Origin of the sequence: Sphingomonas endolithica (assembly GCF_025231525.1) — a bacterium.
GTDB classification, from domain to species: Bacteria; Pseudomonadota; Alphaproteobacteria; order Sphingomonadales; family Sphingomonadaceae; genus Sphingomonas; species Sphingomonas endolithica.
In genome coordinates, this window is sequence record NZ_CP103057.1 from 681,122 (window position 1) to 695,016 (window position 13,895).

The window sequence follows — 13,895 nt, forward strand, 5'->3', positions numbered from 1 at the left end:
CCCCGTGCCACGTGAGATCACCGCCTTTTCCAACCCGTTGATCAAGCGCATGCGGATGCTGCGCGAGAAGCGGCATCGCCGTGCCGAGGGGCTGTTCCTGGCCGAGGGACTGCGCATCCTGACGGAAGCGCGGGAAAACGGGCGTATCCCGGAGTTCCTGTTCTACTCGCGTGAGGGCGCCCAGCATCCCTTGGTGCGCACGCTGATCTTCGATGTCGAGGATAGCGGCGGCCAGGCGATCGAGACGGTGCCGGATATCCTGACCAAGCTGTCGGGCAAGGATAACCCGCAAGCGGTGGTCGGCGTGTTTGCCGCGTTCGACTCGGCGCTGGCGGTGCTCGATCGGACCACGGCCGATATCTGGCTGGTGGCAGAGCGGCTGCGCGACCCTGGCAATCTCGGCACGATCCTGCGCACCGGCGACGCGGTCGGCGCCGGCGGGTTAATCCTGATCGGCGAATGCGTCGACCCCTTCTCGATCGAAGCGGTGCGGGCGAGCATGGGTGCCTTGTTCACCGTGCCGGTGGTGCAGACGGAATGGGACGCGTTCCTGCCGTGGTTGCGCAGCGGCCCCGGCCAGCTGGTGGGGCTGAGCCTCGATACCGAGAATGACTATCGCGCTGCGCGGTATGACAGCCCGACCTTCCTGCTGACCGGCAACGAGGCGCAGGGCATGCCGCCCGAAATGGCTGCCGAATGCGACCTGCTGGTCAAGCTGCCGATGCTGGGCAAGGCGGACAGCCTGAACGCGGCCGTCGCCACGGCGGTGATGGCGTATGAGGTGCTGGCGCAACGGCGCGGTTGAGCTTGCCCGTGGCAGTGTTCGTGCATCCGGTATGATTAGGCCGAGGAGAACGCAGATGGACGTTGCGATCGACGCGCGCTGGGAAGGCTTCGTGCAGGATGCCGTCAGGGACGGAAAGTTCGAGTCGGCTAGCGATGTGGTGAACGAGGGGCTTCGGCTCGTTGAGGAACGCGAAGCCAAGTTGCAGGCGTTGCGGGATACGTTGGCGGCTTCAATGGCGCGCGGTGGGTCATACACCAGCGAGGAAGTCCGCAATCGAATTGCGTCTAGTTTGGCAGAGCGTCGGACGGCCAAGGCTTCGTGACCAGGCGGCTGCGCTTCGTCGCATCTGCTTTTGAAAACCTTGATGATATCGCGCACTATGATGATATCGCGCACTATATTGCCGAGCAGTCCAGCAGTATCGATGTGGCTATAGCTTTGGTCGATCGCATCACAGATCACTGCGAGCGCCTTGCCGCGTTGCCAGGCCTGCTTGGTACAAAGCGATCGGACCTGCTGGCGGACATTCGCACCACCCCCTCGAATGGCTATGTGATCTACTTTCGCTACACCGCCGATGCCATCGAGGTGATCAACGTGCTTCATGCCAGCCGGGATGCCGAGGCGCATTTCCAGGGTTAACGCGCCGTCACTCGGCCCGTTCTCTCGATTCCTCCAGCAGCGCCGGCGCGGTGCCCTGCCGGGCGAGTGTCTCGATCGCCGGCACGTCTTCCAGTTCGCGAGCGCCGGTTTCGACGTTGAGCGCCTTGAACTTGCGGCCGGTGACCATCAGGCGGCCGTTAAATGAATTGCTGAAGGCGTTGAAGTTGCTCACCGCGCTGTTCAGCCCCGAACCGACCTTGCGCAGGTCGTCTGCCACCTTGGCGAGGCGATCGTGCATCTCCTTGCCGAGTTCGCCGATCTGGCGCGCTTCCTTGGCGAGCTTCTCCTGCCGCCATACGGCGGCGACAGTGCGGGCGATGGCGATCAGGTTCGTCGGTGTCGCCAGCAGCACCCGCTTGTCGAACGCGAAATCCCACAAGGTCGGATCATGTTCGAGCGCGGCGGACAGGAAATGCTCGCCCGGCACGAACATGATGACGTAATCAGGCGCATCGGCGAACTGGCTCCAATAAGCCTTGTTGCCGAGGCCGTTGACGTGCGCGCGCATTGCCGCGGCGTGCGCGCCGAGCGCGATCAGCTTCTCGGCATCGTCGGCGGCACCGAACGCGTCCTGATAGGCGTTGAGCGACACCTTGGCGTCGATAACGAGCGACTGGCCGCCGGGGATGTTGATGATGACGTCGGGACGCAGCCGGCCGCCATCCTCGCCGGCGACGCTGACCTCGGTCTGGAAATCGGCATGTTCGGACAGGCCACAGCTTTCGAGCACGTTCTTCAGTTGCTGCTCGCCCCAGCGGCCGCGTGACTTTGGAGCGTTGCGCAGCGAGTTGACCAGTTTGGCCGCCTCGGTGGAGACCTTCTCCTGGCCGATGCGCATCTGTTCGATCTGGCCCTTGAGCTCGCTGAACGCGCCCTTGCGCTCGTTCTCGACCTTGCCGACCGCTTCCTCATATTTGAGCAGGCGATCGCTGACTGGCTGAAGCATGGACTTGAGGTTCTGCCCCGCCGTTTCTTCGGACTGCTTGAAGCGCTCGTCGGCTCTAGCGAGAAACGCCTTCTGTGCCTCGCTCAGCAGTTTTCCAGCAACCTCATTGAAGTGGCCGGTCATTGCTTCACGCGAATTCTTAAATTCTTCGAGCCGCGCCTCGAAGGCGCTGGAATGCGCCTTAAGGGTGGCGTTCTCCATCCGGGCAACGTCGCGCTCCTCGCGGATTAGGTCTAGCTGGTCGCGCAGATAGGCCGCGGCCTTGCCGCGCTCCTCCGCCGCGGCCAACTCGCCGATGGCGCGCTTGAATTCCTCGGTCCGCGCATCCCGCTCGGCGCGGGCTTGCGCGGCCGTGCGGCTGCCGAGCAGCCAGCCGAGCGCCAGCCCGACGAGGATGGCGATCAGCACGGCGAAGAGGATTTCCATCAGCGGACACTCGCGAATGTTGAGGATATTGAACCGCGAACGGCATTTGGCAGCATCGTCACTCCGGTGGCTAGGCGAATGTTGAGAAGCTCGTCACGCCGGCGTGATGGAAGCGTGGAGCCCGGGCATCGGCGCGAACGTTGAGAATATTGAGGCGCGACGACCTGATCGACCGGCGGCAAGCAACTATCCCGCAAGAGTTCATCAGCGACAGCGAGCGAGACAAGACCATGCATGGCTAGAACATAGATTGAACACGCCATGTAGGACAGCGTGAAATGGAGCGCACCGGGAGAAGCGGCCCGCTTTTGCACCGCCATGCCGTCATGCCGCCATGCCAGCGGGGGTCAGGGTCACCCCGCCTTGCGCATCTTCGTCAGCTTTTTCATCACCATGTCGCGCTTGAGCCGGCTGATGTGATCGATGAACAAGATGCCATTGAGGTGATCGATCTCGTGCTGGATCGCGGTGGCCATCAGGCCGTCGAAATCCTCTTCTTGGCGAGCGCCCTGATCGTCGAGCCAGGCCAGGCGACAGCGCGCCGGGCGCTCAACGTCGGCATATTGCTCGGGGATCGAGAGGCAGCCTTCGTTGTAGCTCGACATTTCGTCGCTGACCGAGACGAGTTCGGGATTGATGAACACGTGCGGGCGGCGGACGGGCTTCGCGTCTTCCTCGTCCGATTCCGGTTCTTGCAGGTCGATCACGACGATGCGCTGGTCGATCGCGACCTGCGTTGCGGCCAGGCCGATGCCGCGGGCGTCGTACATCGTGTCGAACATGTCGGCGACGATCGCGCGCACGGCGTCGTTCACCGCTTCGACGGGCTCCGCCACGGCACGCAGACCGGGATGTGGTACTTCGAGTATGTCTAGGATTGCCATGCGCTTCGGCTAGGAAAGTGGGCGGTCGGCGTCAAGCCACCGGACGCCGTGCGCGCAGCGCCTGGGCGAGCGTGCCTTCGTCGAGATAGTCGAGTTCGCCGCCGACCGGCAGGCCGTGCGCCAGTTGGGTAACGCGGATCGGAAAGCGGTCGATGCGGTCGGCAATATAATGCGCGGTGGTCTGGCCTTCGAGCGTGGCGTTCATCGCGAGCACGACTTCGTCGATGCCACCGGCCTCGATGCGGCGAACCAGCGAATCGATCGTCAGATCCTCAGGCCGGACGCCTTCGAGCGCGGACAGGCGGCCGCCCAGCACGTGGAAGCGCCCCGGGAACAGGCGCGAGCGATCGAGCGCCCAGAGATCGGCGACTTCTTCCACCACGCACAGCGCACGCGCGTCGCGGCGGGGATCGGCGCAGATCGCGCACGGGTTGGTGGTATCGATATTCCCGCAATTCCCGCAGGTTGCGAGTGTTTCATCGACAGCGTTGAGAGCATCGAGCAAGGGCCCGAGTGCGGTTTCGCGTTTCTTGAGGAGGTGCAGGACCGCGCGGCGAGCCGATCTGGGGCCAAGGCCGGGAAGCCGCGCCAAGGCTTGCGTCAACGCTTCGATCTGTGGGGAGGCCATGGTGGAACAGATAGGGGGTTGCGCGGGGGAATGCCAAGCGGCCAGAGCATGCGCCATGCGTATTGTCTTCATGGGAACGCCCGCATTTTCGGTGCCGGTGCTGCAGGCCTTGGTCGATGCCAGGCATGATGTGGCTGCGGTGTACAGCCAGCCGGCGCGGCGTAGCGGGCGCGGCAAGGCAGTGACGCCCTCCCCCGTGCAAGCACGTGCCGAGGCCTTGGGCATTGCGGTACGGACGCCGGTATCGCTGAAGGATGCGGCCGCCCAAGAGGAGTTTGCCGGGTTCGAGGCGGACGTGGCGGTGGTCGCCGCTTATGGGCTGATCCTGCCACGTGCCGTGCTGGCGGCGCCTCGGTTGGGGTGTCTCAACGTGCATGGCTCGTTGCTGCCGCGGTGGCGTGGGGCGGCGCCGATCCAGCGCGCGATCCTGGCGGGCGATGCCGAGACCGGGGTCGGGATCATGCAGATGGAGGCGGGGCTGGATACCGGGCCGGTGCGGCTGGAGGGTCGGACGGCCGTCGGCGCCAAGACGGCCGGCGATCTGACCGACGAACTGAGCCTGATGGGCGCGCGGTTGATGGTGGAGGTGCTGAGCGACATCGACGCATATCCGGCGGTCGCCCAGCCTGCGCAGGGCATCACTTATGCGCCCAAGATCGACAAGGCGGAGACCCGGCTGGATTTCGCGAAGAGTGCGGTGGAGGTCGAGCGGCAGGTGCGCGGGTTCAATCCGCCGGGAGCCTGGTTCGAGGTTGGCGGTGAGCGGGTGCGGGTATTGGCGGCCGAGGTGTCGCCCGCTTCTGCCCGTGGCGTTGGTCGGGGTGACGGTGTCGTGATGGACGACGCATTGACCGTCCAATGCTCCGAAGGCTCGATCCGCCCTACCCTGCTGCAGCGCGCCGGGCGCGGCGTGATGAATGCGGGCGAATTGCTGCGTGGTTTTCCGATCCCGGCGGGGACGCAGCTTTGACGCGCTTTGCGCTGACGATCGAGTATGACGGACGGCCGTTCGCCGGTTGGCAGCGGCAGACGCATAGCCCCAGCCTGCAGGCGGCGATCGAGGCGGCGGTGCTGGCGGTGACGGGCGAGACGGTGGCGGTGCATGCCGCGGGGCGCACCGACGCCGGGGTGCATGCGACGGCGATGCGCGCGCATGTCGATGTCGCCAAGCCGCTGACGGAGTTTCGGCTGGCCGCGGCGATCAACGCCAAGCTGGCGCCGGCGCCGGTCGCGATCCTGGCGTGCGAGGAAGTGGCCGAGGATTGGCATGCGCGCTTCTCGTGCCTCGGCCGGCATTACGAGTATCGCATCGCCACGCGCCGGGCGCCGTTGACCTGGGAGCGCGGGTTGGCGTGGCGGGTACCGGTGGCGCTGGACACCGAGGCAATGGCGGCGGCGGCGGCGCGGTTGCTCGGGCGGCATGACTTCACGACATTTCGTTCGGCGCATTGTCAGGCGGATAGCGCGCTCCGGACGCTGGATCGCCTGGATGTGGTGGCGCGTGGCGACCGTATCAGCGTGTTCGCTTCGGCGCGGTCGTTCCTGCATCATCAGGTGCGGTCGATGGTCGGGTGCCTGGGGTTGGTCGGCCAGGGAAAATGGTCGGCAGATGACATGGCGGATGCGCTGGCGGCGCGGGATCGCACACGCCTGGGCCTGAATGCGCCGCCTGACGGGTTGTTCTTTATCGGTGCGGATTATCCGCCTTAACGGCTGAACTTTGCGGCCAGTTCGACGTGCGTGGACCAGCGGAACTGGCCGACCGGCTGGATCCAGTCGAGCTTATAGCCGCCTTGGCACAATATCTCCGCATCACGCGCGAAGCTGCTGGGATTGCAAGAGACATAGGCGATTGTCGGCACCTTGGACGTTGCCAGCAGCAGCGCCTGCTCGCGCGCACCGGCCCTGGGCGGATCGAGCACGATGGCGCCGAAGCGGTCGAGCTCTGCGGTGGTGAGCGGACGCCGATAAAGGTCGCGATGATCGGCGAAGACAGCGCGGCGGGCCTGAGCGGCGGCGCCCTTCAGCGACAGGATCGCGTCACGTGCCGCCTCGCCGGCATAGACCTTGCCGGGTAACGCGAAGGTAAAGGTGCCGAGGCCGGCGAACAGATCGGCGATCGTCGCCGCGCCGCTGGTGGCGGTGCGGACTGCGTCGATCAGCGCGGCCTCCCCGTCCCTTGTCGCCTGGAGAAACGCGGCGACGGGGAGCGGCACGGCGACGCCGCTCAGCGTGATCGTCACCGGCTCGGGTTCCCAGCGCACCTCGGGGCCGACGCCGCCATCGATGGCGAAGCGCGCGACGTTGTTGGCAAGCGCAAAGGCACTGATCGCTTCGGCGGCATCCAGGCCTTCGGCTTCGATGCCGTCGATCAGCAGGTCGATGCCTTGATCGGCCTGGGTCAGGTGCAGCCGGGCACGACGGTTCTTGCGCAGGAACCTGGCGAGCAGGGTGCGCAGCGGCGCGATGACCGCGAACAGTTCGGGGGTCAGCACCCAGCATTCGTGGATATCGACCAGCGTGTGGCTGGCATTCTCGCTGAAGCCGATCTGCACCTTGCCGTTCTTGAGTTCGGCTTGCAGCGCGGCGCGGCGGCGGGTCTTGGGCGGCGATAGCTTGGGCGGGCGGATCTCGGTGGTGAAGCTGTGCGCGGCAAGCGCGCCGTGGATGCGATCGGTGATGAACTGGGCATAGCTTTCGTCATCGAGATGCTGAAGCTGACAGCCGCCGCAGGTGGGGAAGTGGCGGCATGGCGGGACCTGATGGTGCGGGCCCGGGACGATCTCACCGCTGGAAGTGAGCGTGTCGCCGGGGGCAGCGAGGGCTGCGCTGCGGCCGTCGGCGGTGAGCCCCTCGCCGCGCGCGGCGACGCGGATGATGGTATCAGTCATGCGGTCGGTCATTGGGAGGCTCTAGCGGCACTCAGCGCTTGGGCAAGGTCGTCGGCGATGAAGGCCGGGCCACAGCGGCGGGCGGCCTCGGCATGGAGCCAGACGCCGGCAGCGGCGGCTTCGAGCGGGCTCAGACCAGCGGCGAGCATCGCGGCGATCGTACCGGCGAGAACGTCGCCGGTGCCGGCGGTGGAGAGCCAGGGACTGGCGCCCGTTGCGACGCGAACGTCGCCATCTGGGCTGGCGATGACGGTGTCGGCGCCTTTGAAGACGATCGTCGCGCCTGACTGCATGGCAGCGGCGCGGGCGCGCTCGACCTTGCTGGCGGCGTCGGTGCCGAACAAGGCGTCGAACTCGCCGGCATGGGGGGTGAGGATCGCGGGTGCATTGCGCGTGGCGAGTTGCGAGAGGCGCGCTCCTTTGAGCAGATGGAGCGCGTCGCCATCGATGACGAGCGGGCGATCGGTCGCGAGGGTTGCGTCGAGCTTGTCCTCAGCGTCTGCATTCCGTCCCAGGCCAGGGCCGATCAGCAGCGCGTCGATGCGCCGTTCGGCAATCGCCTCGGCCGAGAAGGGTTTGTGGACCAGCGCGTCGGGGCCGCCTTGGTCGTCGGCGAGCAGCAGGACGTAGCCGGCACCGGCACGCATCGCGGCGATGCTGGCGAGCCGGGCGGCGCCGGGCATGGTGCCGGCGACGATCGCGACCATGCCGCGGGTGTATTTGTGGGCGTCCGGGCCTGGCGCCGAGAGGATGGGCTTTGCGAGGACGTGGGCGCGCGAGGTGATCGGGACGCCGATGTCGAGGATGCGGACCGTGCCGCAATGGCTTGCGGCGGGCTGGAGAAGGTGGCTGGGTTTCGCGGCGCCTAGTGCGAGCGTGACGTCATAGTTGGGGATGGGGCTGATGACGCGTCCGTCGTCGGTGGTGACGCCACTGGGTAGATCGATGGCGATCCTGAGATTTGCGGATTGCGCAAGTTCGAGCAGTTTTGGGGCGATCGGGGTCGCGCCTTCGATGGTGCGTTCCGACTGGGCCCCGGCCTTCGCCGGGGAGCTGGTCGTGGGGGCGTCCAAACCGCGTGTCAGGCCGGTGCCGAACAGGGCGTCGATCAGGATCGGGGCGGGTTGTGCCGTGGCGAAGGGTTCGACCGGGCCCGGCCACCTTGCTTTGGCCGCCCGGGCAGGGTCGGTCTTGGGATCGCCGAGTGCTGCGACCCGGACCTTCAGACCGGCCTTGTGCAGCAGCCTGGCGGCGACATAGCCGTCGCCACCATTGTTGCCGGGTCCGCACAGGATCAGGATCGGGTTGGAGCCGGCAAGCCGCCGGACGGCGGCGGCGATATGCTGTCCGGCGCGGTCCATCAGGCTTTCCACCGTTGTGCCGGCGGCGATCACCGCATCCTCCGCCGCGCGCATTTCGGCCGCGGTCAGGATCGGGCCGGCAAGTGGCGTCATGAGGCTGGCTTGGCGGGCTTTACCGTGGCGGGCAGGCGATAGCGGCTGGTGCCGAGCGCGACCTCGATCTCATTATTGGCGAGCACGCTGACCTTGGCGCTCTCTGCACCATCGGCCGCGATCACGCCGCGACCATCCTTGGTGACCATCAGGCGGTGGAAGGCGCCGTCGGGATGGCGCACGGTGAGGATCAGCCCGGCATCGCCTTGCTCGCGATCGACCGTGCAGCTGCGGGCGAAGCCACCCTGCCCTTGGGCGCACAGGATGCGGCCATCGTCCGCGTTTTGCGCATTGGCCTGAGCTTCGTATTTGGCCAGGGTGGCGTGATCGGTCTTCTGCTCGCCACAGGCAGCGAGCGCGAGCGGCAGCAGTACCGCGCTAGATATCCGCATAGACATGGGTTTCGGCGGCGGCTCCTGGGTGCGTGACCGCGCCCTTATAGGCCGGGCCGACGTTGCGGGCATAGCGCCACAATGCGCCGGATTGATAATCGTTGCTGCGGGGCACCCAGGCGGCGCGGCGCGTTGCCAGCACGTCCGCGGCAACCAGAAGGTCGATCGTACCCTGTTCGGCATCGATGCGGATCAGATCGCCATCCTCGACCAAGGCGATCGGGCCGCCATCGGCCGCTTCGGGGCCGACATGGCCGATACAGAAACCACGTGTACCGCCGGAAAAGCGACCATCGGTGACTAGTGCGACCTTCTCGCCCAAGCCCAGCCCGTAGAGCGCGGCAGTGGTGGAGAGCATCTCGCGCATGCCCGGTCCGCCCTTGGGGCCCTCGTAGCGGATGACGATCACTTCGCCGTCGTTGATCTCGCGCGCCTCGACCGCAGCGAACGTGTCCTCCTCGCAATCGAACACGCGGGCCGGACCTTCGAACACCAAGCGGTGCATGCCGGCGACCTTCACGATCGCCCCATCAGGCGCGAGCGAGCCGCGCAAGCCCACCACGCCGCCAGTGGGAGTGATCGGCGTGTTGATGTCGTAGATAACCTTCTGGTCGGGATTCCAGGTGACCTGATCGATGTTCTCGCCGAGCGTCTTGCCGGTCACCGTCAGGCAATTGCCATCGAGGAACCCGCCGCTCAGCATGGTCTTCATCAACATGTAGACGCCACCGGCTTCGTACATGTCCTTGGCGACGTACTTGCCGCCCGGCTTGAGGTCGGCGATGTAAGGCGTTGATTTGAAGGCTTCGGCGACATCGAACAGGTCGAAGTCGATACCCGCCTCGTGCGCCATGGCGGGCAGGTGCAGCGCGCCGTTGGTCGAACCGCCGGTGGCGGCCACGACGCGGGCGGCGTTGATGAAGGCTTCACGGGTGCAGATGTCGCGCGGACGCAGGTTGAGGTGGATGAGTTCCATCACCTGCGCGCCGGCGGCGATCGCGATCTGTTCCCGCGTGCTGTAAGGCGCCGGCACCATGTTGCTGTTCGGCAAGGACAATCCAATCGCCTCCCCGACGCAGGCCATGGTATTGGCGGTGAATTGCCCGCCGCACGCGCCGTGCCCGGGACAGGCGACTTTTTCCAGTTCGTGCAGGTCGGTGATCGGGCAATTGCCCGCGGCGTACTGGCCGACCGCCTCGAAAACGTCGACGACGGTGACGTCCTTCTCCTGATAGCGGCCGGGCAGGATCGAGCCGCCATAGACGAAGATACTCGGCACGTTGAGGCGCAGCATGGCCATCATCATGCCAGGGAGCGATTTGTCACAACCGGCAAAGCCGACCAACGCATCGTAGCAATGGCCCCGCACGCTGAGCTCAACCGAGTCGGCAATCACCTCACGGCTGACGAGTGAACTCTTCATTCCCTGATGACCCATGGCGATGCCATCGGTAACGGTGATGGTGTTGAAGCGGCGCGGCATGCCACCAGCAGCGTTGACTCCGGCTTGCGCGGCATCGGCTTGCGCGTCGAGCGTGGTGTTGCACGGCGCGCTGTTATTGCCGGCGGAAGCGAGCGCCACGAACGGGCGAGCGATCTCCTCTTCGCTGAGCCCCATGGCGTAATAGTAACTGCGGTGGGGGGCGCGTTCCGGCCCGACCGAGACGTGGCGGCTGGGGAGCGTGGATTTGTCGAAGGAGCGTGTCATGCGCATGCCTATGTCGCGAGACACCGGTTTGACGCAAGTGGGTTGCGCGTGCGCGTCGAACAGGCGTTCTGAAAAGGGCGGCGGTCACCGATCGCCGCCCTTCAGGTTCGATGATGCCCGCCTGCGCGGGGATCATCAGCGGACGCAGCGCCATGCGCCGGATCCGTCCCTCCGGCTGTAGCAATAAAGGGGCCAATTGCTGTTTAGCGTGCTTGCGCCACAATGAGCGAGATGCCTCGTCCCGATCCGGGGCGGAAAAGTGTCACACGAGTGTCGATTCGAGACACCACCAATCCGTTCTGTCGGCACGGATGGCGCTCGCGGCGGCGGCACGATCGGCTTCGCTTGCGTATAGTGCGAAGCATGTTGCCCCTGAGCCGGACATGCGCGCCAACATCGGCTCAGTCGCCTCCAGCACACGGATTACCTCGTCGATCACCGGAGCCAGCAAGCGGGCGGGCGGCTCGAGATCGTTGCGACCGCGGTGCGCTAGTTCAAGGATCGGCCCGGCACCGATGGGACCTCGGTCAATGCCGTCCCATCGCTGAAAGACGGCGCCGGTGGAAACGGCAACGCCTGGGTTGACCAGCAGGACGGCAATGTCGCTCAGGCCATCGAGGGGCTGGAGCTGTTCACCCCTGCCCGTTCCGAGCGCGCTGCGTCCATACAGGCAGGCAGGGACATCGGAGCCGAGCGCATCGGCGCAGGCGAACAAAGTCGGATGGTCGAGCGGGATTTGGTGGAGCGTAGCAAGTGCGCGGAGCGTTGCGGCGGCATCGGCCGAACCGCCGCCGATGCCGGACGCAATAGGCAGGTTCTTGGTCAGCGCGATCACATAATCTGCCCGTATCGCAAAGCGTTGGGCGAAGATGCTGGCGGCGCGTGTGACGAGGTTGTCGGCCTCGGCGTCGAGCCCTGCGGCGAACGGACCGTCGATCCGGAAGCTGGCGGTGCCGGGTTCGGCGCTGATCTCATCGCCATCGCGCAGGAAGGCGAACAATGTCTCGAGTTCGTGATAGCCGTCGGGGCGGCGGTGGCGGACGTGAAGTGCGAGGTTGATCTTGGCGGGCGCGCGTTCGGTGATCATGCGCAGCCCGCACCCTGCGTCACCCCGGACCTCTTCCGGGGTCCACCGCGCCACACACGAAATGCCGGGAGATGACGCGGCACGGTGGGCCATTGAGCTATTCCGGGGTAACGAACGAGGGGAAGTACGCGGTCAGTTATCATCGGTCGGTTCCATAAAGCGCGCCGCGGCAAAGCCGCGTCGTCGGTCGGCGCTTATGGCGCCGCCGGCCGGACGCGCCTTGAGGCGCGATGCAGCAGCGCTGCATCTTGCCCGGCGCGTCACATGTTCGGATAATTCGGCCCGCCGCCGCCCTCGGGCACCACCCAATTGATGTTCTGCGTCGGGTCCTTGATGTCGCACGTCTTGCAGTGGACGCAATTCTGCGCGTTGATGACGAACTTGGGATTGCCCGTTTCCTCGCCGACGATCTCGTACACGCCCGCCGGGCAGTAACGCTGCGCGGGTTCGTCGTACATCGGCAGGTCGTATTCGACCGGGATGTTGGGGTCCTTCAGCGTCAGGTGGACCGGCTGGTCCTCCTCGTGATTGGTGTTCGAGATGAACACCGAGGACAGGCGATCAAAGGTCAGCACGCCGTCCGCCTTGGGATAGTCGATCGGCTTGACCAGATCCTTGCGCCACAGGCTCTCATGATCGGGATGATGCTTCATCGTGAACGGCATCTTGAGACCTAAATGTTCGAGCCACATCGTGATGCCCGACAGGCCCGAACCCAGGAAATCGCCGAACTTCTTGACCAGCGGCACGACGTTGCGAACGATCGACAGCTCCTTCTTCACCCATGAGGTTTCGAAGGCGGCGGGATAGGCGGAAAGCTCGTCATGCTCGCGTTGCGACAGGATCGCGTCGACGGCGGCCTCGGCGGCCATCATGCCGGATTTCATCGCGGTGTGCGTGCCCTTGATCCGCGGCACGTTGAGGAAGCCGGCGCTGTCGCCGATCAGCGCAGCGCCGGGCATGACCAGCTTGGGGATCGACTGCAGCCCGCCATCGCTGATCGCGCGCGCGCCATAGCTGACGCGCTTGCCGCCCTTGAGCACGGCGGCAATCTGGGGATGGGTCTTCCAGCGCTGCATCTCCTGGAAGGGCGAGAGATAGGGGTTCGTGTAGTTGAGCCAGGTGACGAAGCCGATCGACACCTGCCCGTTCGCCTGGTGGTAGATCCAGCCGCCGCCGTTGGTGCCGTCCACCTCGTTGATCGGCCAGCCCTGCGTGTGGATCACGCGGCCGGGCTGATGCAGAGCGGGATCGATGTCCCACAATTCCTTGACGCCAAGGCCGTAGACCTGCGGGTCGCTATCCTTGGCCAGATCGAATTGGCGGATCAGCTCCTTCGACAGGTGCCCGCGCACGCCTTCCGAGAAGAAGGTGTATTTGGCGTGCAGCTCGAGGCCGGGGGTGTAATCACCCTTGTGCGTGCCGTCGCGCGCGACGCCCATGTCGCCAGTCGCGACGCCCTTGACCGAGCCATCCTCGTTGAACAGAATTTCGGCGGCGGCGAAACCGGGGAAGATTTCGACGCCGAGTTCCTCGGCCTTGCCCGCCAGCCAGCGGCACAGATTGCCCAGGCTGCCGGTATAGGTGCCCTTGTTGTGCAGGAATGGCGGGGTCCACAGATGCGGCAGGTTGAACTTTCCCTTGCGGGTCAGCACCCAATGCAGGTTCTCCGTCACCGGCACTTCCGCCAGCGGACAGCCATCATCGCGCCAGTTGGGCAGCAATTCGTCAAGCGTACGCGGATCGATCACCGCGCCCGACAGGATATGGGCACCGACTTCGGACCCCTTTTCGAGCACGCAGACGGAGAGTTCCGCGTCCTTTTCGGCCGCCACCTGTTTCAGCCGGATCGCCGCCGACAAGCCGGCAGGGCCGGCGCCGACGATCACGACGTCATAGGGCATGGATTCGCGTTCGCTCACATCTCGTCTCCATCGTGGGCGGGCCTGCGCGCTCGTCGCGCAGCAGCAACGTCCTGTCCAAGTTGCGGTGCCAGCAAGTTGACCTTCACGTCAACATCCCGCCTAAG

14 protein-coding genes are annotated in these 13,895 nt (G+C 65.6%); 5 read left to right on the forward strand and 9 right to left on the reverse strand.

The window, feature by feature from the left end:
- The first annotated feature begins 4 nt into the window (after nucleotides 1-4).
- From NV382_RS03325 to NV382_RS03335, 3 genes are read left to right on the forward strand one after another with little or no spacing between them, the layout of a single operon-like run.
- Nucleotides 5-805 carry a TrmH family RNA methyltransferase gene (locus NV382_RS03325; protein WP_260599123.1) on the forward strand — a complete coding sequence of 267 codons (801 nt, stop codon included), beginning with the start codon at nucleotides 5-7 and terminating at the stop codon, nucleotides 803-805.
- Between the two features lie 55 nt (nucleotides 806-860).
- Nucleotides 861-1,109 carry a type II toxin-antitoxin system ParD family antitoxin gene (locus NV382_RS03330; RefSeq protein ID WP_260599124.1) on the forward strand — a complete coding sequence of 83 codons (249 nt, stop codon included), beginning with the start codon at nucleotides 861-863 and terminating at the stop codon, nucleotides 1,107-1,109.
- Entirely contained in the window at nucleotides 1,106-1,429 is a 324-nt protein-coding gene (locus NV382_RS03335) for a type II toxin-antitoxin system RelE/ParE family toxin (protein ID WP_260599125.1), read from the forward strand. The genes NV382_RS03330 and NV382_RS03335 overlap by 4 nt, the downstream gene beginning before the upstream one ends.
- Before the next feature lie 7 nt (nucleotides 1,430-1,436).
- Here NV382_RS03335 and NV382_RS03340 read toward each other — a convergent pair whose 3' ends face one another.
- The 3 genes from NV382_RS03340 to recR all read right to left on the reverse strand — a co-directional run bounded on the left by NV382_RS03340 (nucleotide 1,437) and on the right by recR (nucleotide 4,334).
- On the reverse strand, nucleotides 1,437-2,822 hold the full coding sequence (locus tag NV382_RS03340) for a DNA recombination protein RmuC (protein ID WP_260599126.1): 1,386 nt from the start codon (nucleotides 2,820-2,822) through the stop codon (nucleotides 1,437-1,439).
- A 353-nt stretch (nucleotides 2,823-3,175) separates the two neighbouring features.
- Entirely contained in the window at nucleotides 3,176-3,706 is a 531-nt protein-coding gene (def, locus tag NV382_RS03345) for a peptide deformylase (RefSeq protein WP_260599127.1), read from the reverse strand.
- A 31-nt stretch (nucleotides 3,707-3,737) separates the two neighbouring features.
- Nucleotides 3,738-4,334 carry a recombination mediator RecR gene (recR, locus tag NV382_RS03350; RefSeq protein WP_260599128.1) on the reverse strand — a complete coding sequence of 199 codons (597 nt, stop codon included), beginning with the start codon at nucleotides 4,332-4,334 and terminating at the stop codon, nucleotides 3,738-3,740.
- 55 nt (nucleotides 4,335-4,389) lie between these two features.
- Between recR and fmt the strand changes: the two genes are divergently transcribed.
- Entirely contained in the window at nucleotides 4,390-5,304 is a 915-nt protein-coding gene (gene fmt / locus NV382_RS03355; RefSeq protein WP_260599129.1) for a methionyl-tRNA formyltransferase, read from the forward strand.
- Nucleotides 5,301-6,044: a tRNA pseudouridine(38-40) synthase TruA gene (gene truA, locus NV382_RS03360; protein ID WP_260599130.1), complete on the forward strand. Its 744-nt coding sequence runs from the start codon at nucleotides 5,301-5,303 to the stop codon at nucleotides 6,042-6,044. Before fmt ends, truA begins: the two co-directional genes overlap by 4 nt.
- Here the strand turns inward: truA and NV382_RS03365 are convergent.
- From NV382_RS03365 to NV382_RS03390, 6 genes are all read right to left on the reverse strand, one after another.
- Nucleotides 6,041-7,225 carry a class I SAM-dependent RNA methyltransferase gene (locus tag NV382_RS03365; RefSeq protein ID WP_260599131.1) on the reverse strand — a complete coding sequence of 395 codons (1,185 nt, stop codon included), beginning with the start codon at nucleotides 7,223-7,225 and terminating at the stop codon, nucleotides 6,041-6,043. The genes truA and NV382_RS03365 overlap by 4 nt on opposite strands.
- Nucleotides 7,226-7,233: 8 nt before the next feature.
- Nucleotides 7,234-8,679, reverse strand: a complete 1,446-nt coding sequence (locus tag NV382_RS03370; protein ID WP_260599132.1) for an NAD(P)H-hydrate dehydratase — start codon at nucleotides 8,677-8,679, stop codon at nucleotides 7,234-7,236.
- Nucleotides 8,676-9,071, reverse strand: a complete 396-nt coding sequence (locus NV382_RS03375; RefSeq protein WP_260599133.1) for a hypothetical protein — start codon at nucleotides 9,069-9,071, stop codon at nucleotides 8,676-8,678. Before NV382_RS03375 ends, NV382_RS03370 begins: the two co-directional genes overlap by 4 nt.
- Entirely contained in the window at nucleotides 9,058-10,779 is a 1,722-nt protein-coding gene (ilvD, locus tag NV382_RS03380) for a dihydroxy-acid dehydratase (RefSeq protein ID WP_260599134.1), read from the reverse strand. Before ilvD ends, NV382_RS03375 begins: the two co-directional genes overlap by 14 nt.
- A 262-nt stretch (nucleotides 10,780-11,041) precedes the next feature.
- The gene (locus NV382_RS03385; RefSeq protein ID WP_260599135.1) at nucleotides 11,042-11,866 is read right to left on the reverse strand and encodes a 4-(cytidine 5'-diphospho)-2-C-methyl-D-erythritol kinase; all 825 of its coding nucleotides are present in this window, start codon (nucleotides 11,864-11,866) and stop codon (nucleotides 11,042-11,044) included.
- A 260-nt stretch (nucleotides 11,867-12,126) separates the two neighbouring features.
- Complete coding sequence (locus NV382_RS03390) at nucleotides 12,127-13,788, reverse strand: electron transfer flavoprotein-ubiquinone oxidoreductase (RefSeq protein ID WP_260599136.1); 1,662 nt, start codon at nucleotides 13,786-13,788, stop codon at nucleotides 12,127-12,129.
- Between the last annotated feature and the right edge of the window lie 107 nt (nucleotides 13,789-13,895).